The organism is Roseovarius roseus, from assembly GCF_043355935.2.
Lineage (GTDB): Bacteria > Pseudomonadota > Alphaproteobacteria > Rhodobacterales > Rhodobacteraceae > Roseovarius > Roseovarius roseus.
Genome location: NZ_JBHFPE020000003.1, coordinates 85,481 through 100,162 on the forward strand (window position 1 = coordinate 85,481; position 14,682 = coordinate 100,162).

A 14,682-nucleotide genomic window follows, 5' to 3' on the forward strand; every position below is an offset into this window, starting at 1 on the left:
GTCTTGACGCTGTTGCCCAGCAAAAATCCAGTAAAATTCGCAACTGGCCGCATGAGATGCGCTTTTGTGATCACAGCGGAATATCATGTGATCACAAAAATGATCGGCGGCGCAATGCACCGCCGACCACCTTCATACCAGCAAGGAATCAGGTGCCCCTGCCGCCCTGCGATCAGTGCTGCAACGGCAGGCCGTGCTTGTCCTTCATCGAGCCGATGATCAGGCGCACGAAATCGATGATGGTCCAGATGCCAAAGCCACCCAGCGTGATCAGCATCAGGATACCTGTGCCGATCTTGCCCAGGTAAAAGCGGTGGATGCCAAGGCTGCCCAGGAAAAAGCAAAGCAGCACCGCAGGCACGAATTTCTTTTCGCTGACGGGGCCGACAGTTGTGGTTTGTGTCATGGTTTGGTGTCCCTCATGTATAGTAGCGCTTTGCGCCTTATGGATTGGCCTGCATCACGATGGGCCGACCCTTGCCGTCGCGCCATTTCTCGATGATGAGGTAGTAAAAGATGATCAGGGTATGCAGCCCGTCCAGCACGAAAACCAACAGTGCCAGCCCGACCATCCCCTGCGCGGCAAACCCGATGGCAAGGATCAGCAGGCCGACATCGGCCAGCCCGTGGAGCCAATCCTCGAGGTAGAAATGGTGGATGCCCATGACACCGAAAATGCCGCAAAGCATGACGGCGACGCCGTAGGATTTCGGAGATGTCTCGTTCGAAAGTTGCATAGTCGCGATCCTGACGGGGTATTGTGGCTTTTTTCGTGCAATACCCTGTCCTGCGCAAGATCAATTGCAGGCCCTATTCAGACCAGCGCATCCGCGATCCGGCGCGCCAGACGGGCGGCAACCTCGGATTTGGACATGCGCGGCCACGGCTCGGCGCCCGCATCAGTGATCAACGTCACCTCGTTGTCGCTACCGCCCATGATGCCGGTATGCGGGCTCACGTCATTCGCGACGATCCAGTCACAACCTTTGCGCTGCCGCTTGTCAGTGGCGTTCCGCGCCACGTCCTCCGTCTCGGCGGCGAACCCGACGACCAGCGCGGGGCGCTGATCGGTCAGCTGAGACAGGGTGGCAAGGATATCGGGGTTCTCGGCCAGTTCCAGCTGCGGCAGGCCGCCCTTGCCCTTCTTCATCTTGGAGGCGCTGGCGCTGGCGACGCGCCAGTCGGCCACGGCGGCGGCGCAGATGGCTGCATCCACCGGCAGGGCCGCGCAGCAGGCCTCCAGCATCTGATCCGCCGTCTCGACGCGGTGCAGATCCACCCCCTCGGGCGGGGGCATATCCGCCGGGCCTGTGACAAAGACCACCTTGGCGCCCATGGCCACCAAGGCGCGGGCGATGGCGCTGCCCTGCGCGCCCGAGGACCGGTTGGCGATGTAGCGCACCGGATCGATCGGCTCGTGCGTAGGGCCGGACGTGACAAGGATGCGGCGCCCCTTCAACGGGCCGTCCGACAGCGCCGCCTCGATGGCGGCGACGATCTCCAAGGGTTCGGACATGCGGCCCGGCCCATGTTCGCCGCAGGCCATATCGCCATCCTCGGGCCCCACGACGGAGATGCCATCCCCGCGCAGGACGGCCAGATTGCGCTGCGTCGCTGCGTGCTGCCACATGCGCACATTCATCGCGGGCGCGATCATCACGGACGTGTCGGTGGCCAGAAGCAGCGTCGTCGCCAGATCATTCGCGTGCCCCTGCGCCATCTTGGCCATCAAATCGGCAGTGGCGGGCGCGACGACGACCAGGTCGGCGCTGCGGCTCAGCTGGATATGGCCCATCTCGGCCTCATCCGTCAGATCGAAAAGATCGGTGAAAACCTTGGCCCCAGCCAGCGCGGAGACGGACAAGGGCGTGACGAACTCGGCCCCAGCAGCGGTCAGAACCGGGGTCACGCTCGCGCCCCTCTCGCGCAGGCGGCGGATCAGGTCCAGCGTCTTGAAGGCCGCGATACCGCCGCCGATGATGAGCAGAATTCGTTTTCCATCCAGCGTCATAAGCCACCCCCAAGCGCCGCGACAGTATGGCGGGCGCGGTTGCAAGACAAGGCCGGGCTAGCGGAACGCCTCGCAAGGATCCGCGCGCTCAGGTGCTGGGCTGTCGACAACTTCGTCGAATATGCCCTCGGGCGGCGCGCCATCCTCACCCTGCCCCAGGCTGTGCAGCGCCACATCGGGCGCGGCCAGGGCGACCAACGCGGGCATACCCCAGTCGGTGCGGGTGTGCCCGTTGCCCGTGATCACGGCAACGGGGCCACCTGTCTCGCGCAACGCCTCCAACGCCGCGCGGGCCAAGGCCGCATCGCGCAGACGCTGAATTTCCACCATCATGGGCAAGATCGCCTCGGGCAACGCGCCGCAATGGGCATCGGCCTGGAGCGCCTCGCGCACGGCCCGCTGATCACCCGGCAAGGGCCGATCGAGGCCGAACTCACCGGCCCCACTCCCAAAAGCGGCCTCCAGCCCATCCTCGCCGACGGCGCGCGTATCGGCGCGCTGCACGCCCGCGCCGTAGATGCGTGCGCCCGGCGCCGCCTCGATAATGGGGAAGTAATAGGAAAAATCAGGCCAACCGCTGACGTGCCACTCCAGCGCATCGGCCAGCGCATCCCGATCCTCGCGTAATTCCGGCGTAATTCGTCCCGCTTGCTCGGGCGTCATCATCTCGAATACCAGCGCCGTTGGATTTATTTGCGCGACCCGCTCGGCCTGAACGGCATGATGGGCGGGGTTGTCATGAACCTCGCCCAACACGAAAATATCCTGCGCGAAACTCGGCGTGACCCAAAAGGCGAGCACGGCAGCCCAGCGCATCACGCCAGCAGGCTCTGCACCTCGGTGCCGTTCGCCTCAAGCGACTTGCGCATCTTCTGGAATGCCGCCGCCTCAAGTTGGCGCACGCGCTCCTTGCTGAGGCTCAGCTCCTGCCCAAGGCTCTCGAGGGTCCGTGGCTCGTCGCGCAGCTTGCGCTCACGCACGATGAACCGCTCGCGCTCGTTCAGCTTGCCCATCGCCTCGGTCAACCAGACGCGCAGAGCGCCCAGATCGTGATCGACTTCGACCAACTCGTCACCGCGCGGCGCATCATCCTCCAGCGCATCAATCCACTCGCGGCCCTCATCCTCGGAACTTTGCGTGGCGTTGAGCGAGAAGTCGGAGCCGGACAGCCGCCCCTGCATCATTTCGACATCGCGCAGCGGCACACCCACCTCCTGCGCGATCATCTCGCGCAACTGGTATCCGTCCAGCTCATGGCCCTGGGCCATCGCCTCCCGCTCAAGCCGGGCCTGAACGCGGCGCATGTTGAAGAACAGCGACTTTTGAGACGAGGTGGAGCCCGTGCGCACCATCGACCAGTTGCGCATCACGTAATCCTGCACGCTCGCCTTGATCCACCAGACCGCGTAGGTCGAAAAGCGCACACCCCGATCAGGATCGAACTTCTCGGCGGCCTTCATCAGGCCCAGACCGGCCTCTTGGATCAGGTCGTTCATCGGTGCGCCGTAGCGGCGAAATTTCGACGCCATAGAGATGGCGAGGCGCATGTAAGCCGTGATGAGACGGTGCAGCGCCTCCTCGTCGCGCTGATCGCGCCATGCATAGGCCAACTGCAATTCGGTCTCAGCGTCGAGCAACTCTGCCTTCATAGCCTTGCGCGACAATGAGCTGCTTTGTTGAACGTCGATTACCATGCGACTTCTCCCGAGGGTTGCGAGCGATTTGGACTGCGCTCTTTCTCACTCATTTGCCAAGTGCTACGGGTTGAATAACGTTCCGGATCACAAAAGAGTTCAGATTTAATGTTGCCACCGCTCACATTGGTGCTAGGCGGCACCGCCTCGGGCAAATCGCGCTGGGCCGAGGCGCTGATACGGGGCGCCTGCGCAGATCGCCTCTATATCGCCACCGCCGAGGCCTATGACGACGAGATGCGCGCCAAGATCGCACAGCACAAGGCGGCGCGCGCGGCGGATGGCTGGCACACCATCGAAGAGCCGCTGAACCTGGGCCTCGCGCTGGCCGGGGCGACCGCCGATCAGGTCGTCTTGCTGGATTGCGCGACCCTCTGGCTCAGCAATCATATGCTGGCGGATCATGACCTGGCCGCCGAGGAGGAGGCGCTGATTGCCGCGCTGGCCTCCTGTGCGGCGCCCGTGGTCGTTGTCTCGAACGAGGTCGGGCTGTCCATCGTGCCCGACAACGCGCTGGCGCGCCGGTTTCAGCGGGCGCAGGGCGATCTGAACAAGCGTCTGGCCGCCGAGGCCGGGCTGGTCGTGAACATGATCGCGGGCCTGCCGCAGGTCCTGAAGGGCACCTTGCCGTGAGCCGGATCCACTGGGTCCGCCACGGGCCAACCCACGCCAAGGCGATGGTCGGTTGGACCGATCTGCCCGCCGATCTGAGCGATGCCGCCCGGCTGAGCCGCCTCTCGGGCTACCTGCCGCAGGACGCGCTGGTCATCTCCTCGGACCTCATGCGCGCGCGCGACACGGCCACCGCCATCGCGGCGGGGCGGACGCGCCTGCCCGATGACCCCCACCTGCGCGAAATCAATTTCGGGGCGTGGGAAATGGCCGATTTCGGCAGCGCGGCCCAGCCCGAGCGTCTGCGCGCCTTTTGGGAAACGCCCGGCGATCTGACCGCCCCCGAGGGCGAATCGTGGAACATGATCACTGCCCGCGTCAGCGCCGCCGCCGCCGCGTTGCTGACCGCACATCCAGGCCGGGACATCATCGCCGTCGCGCATATGGGCGCGATCCTGACACAGGTGCAGACGGCGCTGGGCATCACCGGCTACGAGGCGTTCGGCCACCGCATCGACAACCTCTCTGTCACGTCGCTGCGCCATGACGGCGCGCGCTGGCACCCGGATATCATCAATCATTTGCCCTGATGGGGCACCGCACATTTGCTGACTATGCGCCTGCCCTGGCGCCGCGTAACCTCGCGCCATGACATATGATCTCATCATCGGCGATTACGCCTATTCCAGCTGGTCCATGCGCGCATGGCTCTTGTTTGACCGTTTCGGCATCGCGCGCAGGCAGACCGAAATCTGCTTTGACGACGGCGAGGTACCAGACCTCATGCCGGACTGGGCCTCGGCCAAGACCGTGCCGTCGATTCGCACGCCCGAGGGCGCGCTGGTAGGTGAATCTTTGGCCATTGCCGAAGAACTGGCCAGCCGTCATCCGGATCTTGGCCTATGGCCGGACACTCCTTTGGCCCGCGCGACAGCCCGCGCGGCTACGTGCGAAATGCACGCCGGGTTTACCGCACTGCGCGGCGACTGCCCGATGAACCTGCGCAAGGCCTACACCGATTTCATCCCGTCCGACGCCGTCCAGCGCGACCTGCGCCGGTTGGAGACGGTCTGGGACCACGCCCGCGAAACCTGCGCGCCGAATGGCCCATGGCTTTGCGGCGATTATGGCATTGTCGATGCCTTCTACGCTCCCGTCGCCGCGCGCATCGCGGGCTACGGCCTGAAGGTCTCGCCCAGCGCGCAGGCCTATGTGGAAGCGCATCTGGCCGATCCGCCCTTCCGCCGCTGGCGCGCTCTGGGACTGGTCCATGGCCCGGAATTGGCGCGTTACCGGCGCGATTTTGCGGTGGGCACCTGGCCCGCCCCTGTACCTCGCGCCGCGAAGGCGGTCGCTGACGGGACTCCCGAAAACGCGAAATGTCCTTATTCCGGCAAACCCGTCACGCATCTGATGGAGATGGACGGGCGCGTCTTTGGCATGTGCAATGCGCGCTGCCGCGACAAGACCGTGGCCGACCCCGAGGCATGGCCACAATTCATGGCGCTCGTCTGATAATTCGCTCTAGCGTTAACCATTCCTAAATCTCTGCGGCGCTACCGTTAACCAAGGTTTACGCCAGAGAAACTGACGCCGAAGGGGCAGGAAATGGTCGCGCGCGCCTACACGGTCGCCTTCGAGGGGGTTGAGGCCCGCCATGTCGAGGTGCAATGCGCCGTCACGCCGGGCGTGCCCGCGTTCAGCCTTGTCGGCCTGCCAGACAAAGCGGTCAGCGAGGCGCGTGACCGCGTGCGCACCGCGCTGACGTCAATGGCGATCGCCCTGCCGTCGAAGCGCATCACCGTCAATCTCAGCCCCGCCGACCTGCCCAAGGAGGGCAGCCATTTTGATCTGCCCATCGCGCTGGCCCTGCTGGCCGCGCTGGAGATCATCCCCAAGGACGCCATCGAAGGCACCACATCGCTGGGCGAGCTGTCGCTTGACGGAACGCTCATGCCCGTGATCGGCGCCCTGCCCGCCGCCATGGCCGCCGCCGAGGAGAACCGCACGCTACTTTGCCCCAAGGCATCGGGCGCCGAGGCGGCCTGGGTGGGCGCGGCACATGTCATCGGCGCGGCGACCCTGGCCGACGTGGTGCGGCACTATACCGGCCAATCCCCCCTGCCACCGGCCGAGCCGGGCGAGGTGACCGCGCCCCCGCTGGGCCGAGATCTGCGCGACGTCAAGGGACAGGAGCGGGCCAAACGCGCGCTGGAAATCTCTGCCGCCGGACGGCACCACCTGATGATGTTGGGCACGCCCGGCTCGGGCAAGTCGATGCTGGCCGCCCGCCTGCCGGGCATCCTGCCGCAGCTCAGCGCGCGCGAGGCGCTTGAGACGTCGATGATCCACTCGCTCGCGGGCCTGCTAGACGAAGGCGGCATCAGCCGCACCCGTCCCTTTCGCGAGCCGCATCACACCGCCTCAATGGCCGCCATCGTCGGCGGCGGGCGCCGCGCCTCTCCGGGCGAGATCAGCCTCGCGCATAACGGTGTCCTCTTTATGGACGAATTTCCCGAGTTTTCGCGCACCGTGCTGGAAACGCTGCGCCAACCCATCGAGACCGGCGAGGTGATGATCGCCCGCGCGAATGCCCATGTGACCTACCCCTGCCGTTTCATGCTGATCGCAGCCGCCAACCCGTGCAAATGCGGATATCTCAGCGATCCGGCCCGCGCCTGTGCCCGCGCGCCTGCCTGCGGCGACGACTATCTTGGCCGTATCAGCGGGCCGCTGATGGACCGGTTCGATCTGCGGGTCGAAGTCCCGCCGGTCAGTTTTTCGGACCTCGACTTGCCTCCATCCGGCGACAGTTCGGCCGACGTGGCGGCGCGCGTTGGCGCTGCACAGGCCGTGCAGGCCGCGCGCTACGCGGATGCACCGGGGGTGCACTTGAATTCCGACGCCGAGGGCGGACTTTTGGCCGAAGTGGCGACGCCTGATGAGGAAGGCCGCGCACTCCTGACCCGCATGTCCGAACGGTTCGGCCTCTCGGCGCGAGGTTATCACCGGGTCTTGCGGGTGGCCCGGACCATCGCCGATCTTGACGGATCAGAGACCGTACGCCGCCCGCATGTCGCCGAGGCGGCCAGTTATCGCATCACGGGCGCGAAAGAGACCTGATCCAGCTACCCAGCTTGGCTAGCGTCTGATGCGCCTCGGGAATAAGCGCGTGAAACATCGGCCAGACATGCGGCAGATCCTGCTCGATCACGCAGGTGACATCGACCCTCTGATTCAGCAGGCGGTTCGCCATCCGGCGGGCATCGTCCAGCAATATCTCGGTGCTGCCCACCGTCATCCAGACCGGTGCCGCACCGGTAAAATCCCCAAACAGCGGCGAGGCGCGCGTATCGGACGCCGGTGCGCCCTGCAGATACATCTGCGCCATTTCCGCTGCCCGATGCGCCGGCAAGAGCGCGTCAGCCCCCGCGTTGAAGGCGAAACTGGCGCCAGAAAACGTGAGATCCGTCAGGGGCGAGAAACAGAATGTGCCCCTTGGTTGCGGCAACCCCAACGCGAAAATTTGCGCCAGCAGCGCCAGCGCCAATCCTCCTCCGGCGCTGTCCCCGCCCAGGATCACGCCGCCCGGATGATCCATCACCGCGCGATACGCTGCCAGCGCATCCTCGGGCGCGGCGGGAAACGGGTGCTCGGGCGCAAGGCGGTATTGCGGCATAATGACTTGCAGCCCAGTCTCCAGGGCCAGATGCGACGCCAATGCCCGGTACACCCGCGGCGAGCCGAACAGGTAACCGCCCCCGTGCAGATAGAGGATCATCGGCCCTTCGGAGGCGCCGCAGGGCATGATACGCAAGGCGGGGATTTGCTCGGCGCCCAGCGCCGTGGTCGAAATTGCGACGCCGCGCGGGGGGCGCAGAAAGAGACGCGCGCTGTGCTCCATATGGCGGCGCAGTACCTCAGGGCGTTCGGCGCGCGCAAGAATGCGCTTTTCGGTCTGGCGCAGCCAGCCGTTCAGCAATCGCGCGCGCAGGCTCACGCGGCGGTGGCCGCCCGCCTCGCCTCGATGGCGTCCCATATCTTGCCGGCGATATTAACGCCGTCAAAGCGCTCAAGCTCCTGAATGCCGGTGGGGGAGGTCACGTTGATCTCGGTCAGGTAACGTCCGATCACGTCGATCCCGACAAAGACCTGGCCCTTTTCACGCAGCAGCGGGCCGATAGCGGCGCAAATCTCGCGGTCGCGGTCGGTCAGTTCCACCTTTTCGGGCCGCCCGCCCACATGCATGTTCGAGCGTGTCTCACCGTCCGCGGGAACGCGGTTGATCGCACCGACCGGCTCACCATCGACGAGGATCACCCGCTTGTCGCCCTTCGACACGTCGGGCAGGAATTTCTGCACGATCAATGGCTCGCGGCTGAACCCGGTGAACATCTCGTGCAATGAGCTGAGGTTGCTGTCCCCGCCCTTGAGCAGGAAAACGCCCGCGCCGCCATTGCCATAAAGCGGCTTGAGAATGACATCGCCATGCCGGTCGCGAAAGGCGCGGATCGTGGGCAGATCGCGGGCGATTGCCGTGGGCGGCATGAGATCGGGAAAATCGAGGATCAGAAGCTTTTCGGGAAAGTTGCGCACCCAGAAGGGATCATTCACCACCAGGGTGCCGGGCGCGAGCCTGTCCAGCAGATGGGTGGTGGTGATGTAGAACATATCGAACGGGGGGTCCTGCCGCAGCCAGACCACATCAAAATCCGCAAGATCGACAGTCTCCATCTCGCCCAGGATCGCATGATCGCCTTTGACGCGCTGCACTTTCAGCGATTGACCATAGGCCGTGATCCGCCCCTCGTCATAGGCCAGATGCTGAGGGGTGTAGTAAAACAGCTCATGACCGCGTGCCTGCGCCTCTTCGGCAAGGCGAAAGGTGCTGTCGGCGTCGATATTGATCGGGCCGATCGGATCCATTTGAAACGCGATCTTCATGGGTTTCCCCCCTGTCTGGCTACCCCGCCTTCATGCGGCATGGGCGTCAGGGGTGCAATTCAGAAATGCGAAAACAGCCCTTCAAGGATATCGCAGCGCCCGGTGCCATCGACGACCGCCAGATCGAAGCGAACATCGGTCAACTGGCCTTTCGGACACTGCGCAAGGTATTCGGACCCGGCGGCATGGATGCGGCGCATCTGGGCCGGACGCAAGCTGGCAATGGCGGCATCATGGGTGCGGGCCTGCTTGACCTCGGCAAAGACGATCTCGTCGCCATCGGCGAGGATCAGATCGATCTCACCACTCTTGCCGCGCCAACGGGTCTCCAGAAGACGCAGACCTGCCGCTGAGTAGAGCGCGACAGCCCGTTCTTCGGCGGCAAGGCCCGAATTGTAGGCCCGGCGCCCACGGTCACGGCGCGCTGACGCGTGCGGTACATCCCGAAAATCCAGCATCTGCGTCATGTTTGCCCCTTTTCCTTCTCTGCGCCCAATCGCAAGGCGATCTGGTAAACATCGCGCCGCTTGAGACCCAGATCATGCGACACCGCATCCGCGGCATCCCTGACGGACATATCACCCATCACCGCGCTCAGCGCCTGTTCTATATCAGAGAGGTTAACAGACCGTTCCCCCGCACGATCGATCAGCACAACCATCTCGCCCTTGCGCGGCTCGCGCGCCAGTTCCTGTGCCAAGTCGTCCAATGTGCCGCGCAGAACTTCTTCGAATTTCTTGGTCAGCTCTCGGCACACGGCCGCCTGCCTGTCGCCGCCCAGCACCGCGCCGGCATCGCGCAACATCGCCGCCACGCGCTTGGGCGATTCGTAGAAGGTCAGTGTCGCGGGCACGGCCCCAAGGCTGCGCAGCGCGGTTTTCCGCGCGGTCGCGGTATTGGGCAAAAACCCGGCAAAGAGGAACTTGTCCGTCGGCAATCCAGACAGGGTCAACGCCGTGATCACCGCCGAAGGCCCCGGCGCCGAGATGAGGCCATGCCCCTCCCCGATCGCTGCGCGGGCCAGATCAAACCCCGGATCGGCCACCATGGGCGTGCCCGCCTCGGAGGCGTAAACCACTGATTTTCCCGCCTTCAGAGCCTCCATCAGACGGGGCCGGGCCCGCGCGCCGTTGTGATCATGATACGCCACGAGGGGTCGCCCCTCTAGCGCGATGCCATGAATATCCATCAGCTTGCGCAGGCTGCGCGTATCCTCGGCGGCGATCACATCGGCTGAGGCCAGGATATCCAGTGTGCGCAGCGTGATGTCCCGCGCCGCCCCGATCGGAGTCGCCACCAGATACAATCCGGGGGCAAGAGTTTGCCTGACATGATTCATCGCTGGACCCGCCTCATATGACGTCTATTATCGCCCGCAACGCGCCATCCGAATAAAACGTCCGAAACGAGGTATCCCCCATGTTTGCTGTTTTGCCGATCACCCGCAAGGTGTTGACCCGTCTTATCGCGCTCTTGTCGCTGCTTTGGGTCGCCGCGTGCGAACCGGGCGGCATGGCCGGCATGGGCGGCGGCGCCGGGCAGCCGATCGACCCCGACGGGCCGGTGGCTGTGGCCCTTCTGGTGCCGCACGGCTCTTCCGCGCCGGGCGAGGCGGCCTTGGCGCGCGACCTTGAAGCGGCGGCGCGGCTGGCGGTGGCGGACCTCTCAGGCGTGCAGATTGACCTGCGCGTCTATGGCACGGCGGGCCAGCCCGGCCAGGCTCAGCAAGCCGCGCTGAACGCGGTGTCTGACGGGGCCAAGATCATCATCGGGCCGCTCCATGCCGAATCCGCCAATGCGGTCGCCGTGGCCGTGGCCTCGAAGAGCGTCAATGTTCTGGCCTTTTCCAACAACCCCACAATCGCGGGCGGCAATCTGTTCGTCCTTGGCCAGACCTTCGACAACACCGCTGACAGGCTGACACGCTATGCGTCGCAGCAGGGCAAGAAGCGCATCGTGACGGTTTATTCCAACAACCTCGCCGGTCAACTTGGCCAGCAGGCCATCGCCAAGGCGGCGGCGAATGCGGGCGCGCAGATCGTCGGCAATGTGGGCTACGATTTCTCGCAGGACGGCGTCGTCAAGGCCGTGCCGCAGGTGGCCCAGACCGTGCGCAGCACGTCGGCCCAGGCCGTGTTCCTCACGGCCAACTCGGCGGGCGCGCTGCCGCTCTTCGCTCAGATGCTGCCCGAGAACGGGATCGACCCGGCGATGACGCAATATATCGGCCTTGCCCGCTGGGACACCCCCGCGCAGACGCTGGACCTGCCGGGCGTGCAGGGCGGCTGGTTCGCCATGCCGGACCAGGGCAAGGCCCGCGCCTTCCAGTCGCGCTTTGCCCAGCGAAACGGCAATCAGCCGCATCCCATCGCCGGTCTGGCCTATGACGGGATCGCCGCCGTGGGCGCCCTGATCAAGACGGGCAAGCGCGATGCGCTGTCGCGCTCGGGATTGACACAATCGGCGGGCTTCCAGGGTGTGGACGGTGTGTTCCGCCTGCGCCCCGATGGCACCAACCAGCGCGGCTTGGCCGTGGCAACGATACGCGGCGGCAGGGTTGTCATCCTTGACCCGGCGCCGCGGGGCTTCGGCCGTGGCGCGGGCTTCTGATCGGACCTGATCGGCAGCACATGACCCCCTTGACCAAGATAGACCCGGCGCAGGGCGCGGCGCCGGGCGACCTGATCTGCGAGCCGCGCGACATCTTTGACAAACACGCGGTCGAGGCCCGTCTCGCCGCCCATGAGGGCGAGACGGCAGATGACCTGCGGCGCCACGCGGTCGAGATACTCGGCGCCGAGATGCAGCGCGGACGCAGCGCCATCGCCGCCGCATTGGCCGAAACGCCGCTGCGCGCCCGTGCCGCGACGCGCTCCTATAGCTGGCTGACCGATTGCCTCGTCCTCACCGCCTATCGTATCGCGACCGAGTCCATGCATCCGCTGCCCACCCCCACCGAGTCGCAGCGCCTCAGCGTGCTGGCCGTGGGCGGCTATGGACGGGGTGAAATGGCGCCCGAGTCGGATGTCGACCTGCTGTTCCTGACCCCCTACAAGATCACCGGCTGGGCCGAGAGCGTGATCGAATCCATGCTCTATATCCTGTGGGATCTGCGCCTGAAGGTCGGCCATTCCAGTCGCACCATTCGCGATTGCCTGCGCCTCGGGACCGATGACTTCACCATCCGCACCGCCCTGCTGGAGCATCGCTGGCTGACCGGCGACGCCGAGCTAGCGGGCGATCTGCATCACCGGCTCTGGAACGATCTTTTTTCCGGGACCGAGCGCGAGTTCACCGAAGCCAAGCTGGAAGAGCGCGAGACGCGCCACGAAAAGCAGGGTGGCCAGCGCTACATGGTCGAGCCCAACGTCAAGGAGGGCAAGGGCGGTTTGCGCGATCTGCAATCGCTGTTCTGGATCGCCAAATATACCTACCGCGTCACCGACAAGGCCGATCTGATCGGTCAGGGCATGTTCACCGAGGATGAGTTCGACACTTTTGCCGAGGCCGAGAACTTCCTCTGGGCCGTGCGCTGCCAGCTGCACCTGATCACGGGGCGCCCCAATGACAAGCTGACCTTTGATCTGCAGGTCGAGGTCGCCGACCGCATGGGCTACAAGGACAGCGCCGGGCGGCGCGGCGTCGAGATCTTCATGCAGGACTATTTTCGCCACGCCACCGCCGTCGGCGATCTGACCCGCATCTTCCTGACTCAGCTGGAGGCGGCCCACATCAAATCCGAGCCGCTGCTGCAGCGCATCTTTCGCCGCAAGCGCAAGCTGAAAGACGGCTATGCCGAAGTGAACGGCCGTCTCGCCATCGCGGATGACGCCGTCTTTCTGGCCGATCCCCTCAATATCCTGCGCATCTTTGACGAGGCGCTGCGCACCGGCCTGCTGATCCATTCCGATGCGATGCGCCTGATCACCGCCAACCTGGACCTGATCACCGACGAAGTGCGCGGCGACCCGGCGGCGCAAAAGCTGTTCCTTGGCCTCATGCTGCGCCATGGCAATCCCGAGCGCGCCTTGCGGCGGATGAGCGAGCTGGGCGTGCTGCCCGCCTTCATCCCCGAATTCGAGCCGATCGTCGCGATGATGCAGTTCAACATGTATCACCACTACACGGTCGACGAGCATACGATCCAATGCATCAGCCACCTTGCCAAGATCGAGCGGGGCGAGCTGATCGAGGAGCTGCCAGTCGCCTCGTCGATCCTCAAGCATGGGGTAAACCGGCGCGTTCTCTACGTGGCGCTCCTCTTGCATGACATCGGCAAGGGGCGGTCCGAGGACCACTCGATCCTCGGTGCCAAGATCGCGCGCAAGGTCGGGCCCCGCCTGGGCCTGAAGCCCAAGGAGGTCGACACGGTCGAATGGCTGGTGCGCTATCACCTCCTGATGTCGGACATGGCGCAGAAGCGCGACATCGCCGATCCGCGCACCGTCCGCGACTTTGCCAAGGCGGTGCAGGTGCGCGAGCGGCTGGACCTGCTCTGCGTGCTGACGGTTTGCGATATTCGCGGCGTCGGCCCCGGAACGTGGAACAACTGGAAGGCGTCGCTGCTGCGCGCCCTCTATCGCCAGACATTGCACGCGATGGAGAACGGGCTGGAGGATCTGAACCGCGAACAGCGCGGCTCGGATGCCAAGCAGCGTTTGCGCAAGGCGCTGGAGGGCTGGGGGCCCAAGGCGCTCAAGCTTGAGACGGCGCGGCACTACCCGCCCTATTGGCAGGGGCTGCATGTCACCGCCCATGTCGTCTTTGCCAATCTTCTGCGCGACATCGGCGGCGAGGATGGCGAGATCGGGATCGACCTGCACCCCGACGAGGACCGCGACGCGACCCGCGCCTGCTTTGTCATGGCGGACCATCCCGGCATCTTCTCGCGCCTCGCGGGCGCATTGGCGCTGGTTGGCGCCGGCGTGGTGGATGCGCGCACCTATACGTCCAAGGACGGCTACGCGACGGCAGTCTTCTGGATACAGGATGCGGACGGCCATCCCTTTGCAAGCGAGCGCCTGCCGCGCCTGCGCCAGACCATCCTCAAGACGCTGAAGGGCGAAGTCGTGGCGCGTGACGCCATCAAATCACGCGACAAGATCAAGAAGCGCGAGCGCGCCTTCCGCGTGCCCACGCATATCACCTTCGACAACGAGGGATCCGAGATCTATACGATCATCGAGGTCGATACCCGCGACCGTCCCGGCCTGCTCTATGACCTGACCCGCACGCTTGCGGCGGGGAATGTCTATATCGCCAGTGCCGTCATCGCGACCTTCGGCGAGCAGGTCGTCGACACCTTCTACGTCAAGGACATGTTCGGTCTGAAATTCTACTCGGAGGCCAAGCAGAAATCGCTGGAGGCGAAGCTGCGCGTGGCCATTTCCGAAGGCACGCAAAGGGCCATCGAGTGAGCAC

The 14,682-nt window shown here is 64.9% G+C and carries 15 protein-coding genes; 6 read left to right on the plus strand and 9 right to left on the minus strand.

What is annotated here, in order from left to right; translation table 11 throughout:
* Positions 1 to 172: 172 nt before the first annotated feature.
* From ACEWPL_RS06660 to ACEWPL_RS06680, 5 genes are all read right to left on the minus strand, one after another.
* Positions 173 to 406, minus strand: a complete 234-nt coding sequence (locus ACEWPL_RS06660) for a TM2 domain-containing protein (RefSeq protein WP_393932737.1) — start codon at positions 404 to 406, stop codon at positions 173 to 175.
* A 37-nt stretch (positions 407 to 443) separates the two neighbouring features.
* Positions 444 to 737, minus strand: a complete 294-nt coding sequence (locus tag ACEWPL_RS06665; protein ID WP_393932739.1) for a hypothetical protein — start codon at positions 735 to 737, stop codon at positions 444 to 446.
* 77 nt (positions 738 to 814) lie between these two features.
* A complete protein-coding gene (gene coaBC / locus ACEWPL_RS06670) occupies positions 815 to 2,011 on the minus strand; it encodes a bifunctional phosphopantothenoylcysteine decarboxylase/phosphopantothenate--cysteine ligase CoaBC (protein WP_393932741.1) in 1,197 nt (398 codons plus the stop codon).
* A 57-nt stretch (positions 2,012 to 2,068) separates the two neighbouring features.
* A complete protein-coding gene (locus ACEWPL_RS06675; protein WP_393933343.1) occupies positions 2,069 to 2,827 on the minus strand; it encodes a ChaN family lipoprotein in 759 nt (252 codons plus the stop codon).
* Entirely contained in the window at positions 2,827 to 3,705 is an 879-nt protein-coding gene (locus ACEWPL_RS06680) for an RNA polymerase factor sigma-32 (RefSeq protein ID WP_393932743.1), read from the minus strand. Before ACEWPL_RS06680 ends, ACEWPL_RS06675 begins: the two co-directional genes overlap by 1 nt.
* Positions 3,706 to 3,813: 108 nt before the next feature.
* On the opposite strand from ACEWPL_RS06680, the gene cobU reads away from it, so the two are divergent.
* The 4 genes from cobU to ACEWPL_RS06700 all read left to right on the plus strand — a co-directional run bounded on the left by cobU (position 3,814) and on the right by ACEWPL_RS06700 (position 7,440).
* Positions 3,814 to 4,338 carry a bifunctional adenosylcobinamide kinase/adenosylcobinamide-phosphate guanylyltransferase gene (gene cobU / locus ACEWPL_RS06685; protein ID WP_393932745.1) on the plus strand — a complete coding sequence of 175 codons (525 nt, stop codon included), beginning with the start codon at positions 3,814 to 3,816 and terminating at the stop codon, positions 4,336 to 4,338.
* Positions 4,335 to 4,907, plus strand: coding sequence for a histidine phosphatase family protein (locus ACEWPL_RS06690; protein ID WP_393932747.1), 573 nt, complete (start codon positions 4,335 to 4,337; stop codon positions 4,905 to 4,907). The genes cobU and ACEWPL_RS06690 overlap by 4 nt, the downstream gene beginning before the upstream one ends.
* Positions 4,908 to 4,965: 58 nt before the next feature.
* Positions 4,966 to 5,832 (plus strand): glutathione S-transferase, encoded by an 867-nt coding sequence (locus ACEWPL_RS06695; protein ID WP_393932749.1) that lies wholly within the window; start codon positions 4,966 to 4,968, stop codon positions 5,830 to 5,832.
* A gap of 93 nt (positions 5,833 to 5,925) precedes the next feature.
* Complete coding sequence (locus ACEWPL_RS06700) at positions 5,926 to 7,440, plus strand: YifB family Mg chelatase-like AAA ATPase (RefSeq protein ID WP_393932751.1); 1,515 nt, start codon at positions 5,926 to 5,928, stop codon at positions 7,438 to 7,440.
* Here the strand turns inward: ACEWPL_RS06700 and ACEWPL_RS06705 are convergent.
* From ACEWPL_RS06705 to rsmI, 4 genes are read right to left on the minus strand one after another with little or no spacing between them, the layout of a single operon-like run.
* A complete protein-coding gene (locus tag ACEWPL_RS06705; RefSeq protein WP_393932753.1) occupies positions 7,418 to 8,356 on the minus strand; it encodes an alpha/beta hydrolase in 939 nt (312 codons plus the stop codon). The genes ACEWPL_RS06700 and ACEWPL_RS06705 overlap by 23 nt on opposite strands.
* Positions 8,314 to 9,261, minus strand: coding sequence for a glutathione synthase (gene gshB / locus ACEWPL_RS06710; protein WP_393932755.1), 948 nt, complete (start codon positions 9,259 to 9,261; stop codon positions 8,314 to 8,316). Before gshB ends, ACEWPL_RS06705 begins: the two co-directional genes overlap by 43 nt.
* Before the next feature lie 59 nt (positions 9,262 to 9,320).
* On the minus strand, positions 9,321 to 9,728 hold the full coding sequence (locus ACEWPL_RS06715; RefSeq protein ID WP_393932757.1) for a YraN family protein: 408 nt from the start codon (positions 9,726 to 9,728) through the stop codon (positions 9,321 to 9,323).
* Positions 9,725 to 10,600, minus strand: a complete 876-nt coding sequence (gene rsmI, locus ACEWPL_RS06720; RefSeq protein ID WP_393932759.1) for a 16S rRNA (cytidine(1402)-2'-O)-methyltransferase — start codon at positions 10,598 to 10,600, stop codon at positions 9,725 to 9,727. The genes ACEWPL_RS06715 and rsmI overlap by 4 nt, the downstream gene beginning before the upstream one ends.
* Positions 10,601 to 10,680: 80 nt before the next feature.
* On the opposite strand from rsmI, the gene ACEWPL_RS06725 reads away from it, so the two are divergent.
* Positions 10,681 to 11,871 (plus strand): penicillin-binding protein activator, encoded by a 1,191-nt coding sequence (locus tag ACEWPL_RS06725; RefSeq protein WP_393932761.1) that lies wholly within the window; start codon positions 10,681 to 10,683, stop codon positions 11,869 to 11,871.
* A 20-nt stretch (positions 11,872 to 11,891) separates the two neighbouring features.
* Complete coding sequence (locus ACEWPL_RS06730) at positions 11,892 to 14,678, plus strand: [protein-PII] uridylyltransferase (protein WP_393932763.1); 2,787 nt, start codon at positions 11,892 to 11,894, stop codon at positions 14,676 to 14,678.
* Positions 14,679 to 14,682: the final 4 nt, after the last annotated feature.

What these genes read in the sequence shown, in the direction of transcription:
- ACEWPL_RS06660 (WP_393932737.1), bottom strand. Translation starts at nt 406, where the DNA reads ATGACACAAACCACAACTGTCGGCCCCGTCAGCGAAAAGAAATTCGTG.
- ACEWPL_RS06665 (WP_393932739.1), bottom strand. Translation starts at nt 737, where the DNA reads ATGCAACTTTCGAACGAGACATCTCCGAAATCCTACGGCGTCGCCGTC.
- coaBC (WP_393932741.1), bottom strand. Translation starts at nt 2,011, where the DNA reads ATGACGCTGGATGGAAAACGAATTCTGCTCATCATCGGCGGCGGTATC.
- ACEWPL_RS06675 (WP_393933343.1), bottom strand. Translation starts at nt 2,827, where the DNA reads ATGCGCTGGGCTGCCGTGCTCGCCTTTTGGGTCACGCCGAGTTTCGCG.
- ACEWPL_RS06680 (WP_393932743.1), bottom strand. Translation starts at nt 3,705, where the DNA reads ATGGTAATCGACGTTCAACAAAGCAGCTCATTGTCGCGCAAGGCTATG.
- cobU (WP_393932745.1), top strand. Translation starts at nt 3,814, where the DNA reads ATGTTGCCACCGCTCACATTGGTGCTAGGCGGCACCGCCTCGGGCAAA.
- ACEWPL_RS06695 (WP_393932749.1), top strand. Translation starts at nt 4,966, where the DNA reads ATGACATATGATCTCATCATCGGCGATTACGCCTATTCCAGCTGGTCC.
- ACEWPL_RS06700 (WP_393932751.1), top strand. Translation starts at nt 5,926, where the DNA reads ATGGTCGCGCGCGCCTACACGGTCGCCTTCGAGGGGGTTGAGGCCCGC.
- ACEWPL_RS06705 (WP_393932753.1), bottom strand. Translation starts at nt 8,356, where the DNA reads ATGGGACGCCATCGAGGCGAGGCGGGCGGCCACCGCCGCGTGAGCCTG.
- gshB (WP_393932755.1), bottom strand. Translation starts at nt 9,261, where the DNA reads ATGAAGATCGCGTTTCAAATGGATCCGATCGGCCCGATCAATATCGAC.
- ACEWPL_RS06715 (WP_393932757.1), bottom strand. Translation starts at nt 9,728, where the DNA reads ATGACGCAGATGCTGGATTTTCGGGATGTACCGCACGCGTCAGCGCGC.
- rsmI (WP_393932759.1), bottom strand. Translation starts at nt 10,600, where the DNA reads ATGAATCATGTCAGGCAAACTCTTGCCCCCGGATTGTATCTGGTGGCG.
- ACEWPL_RS06725 (WP_393932761.1), top strand. Translation starts at nt 10,681, where the DNA reads ATGTTTGCTGTTTTGCCGATCACCCGCAAGGTGTTGACCCGTCTTATC.
- ACEWPL_RS06730 (WP_393932763.1), top strand. Translation starts at nt 11,892, where the DNA reads ATGACCCCCTTGACCAAGATAGACCCGGCGCAGGGCGCGGCGCCGGGC.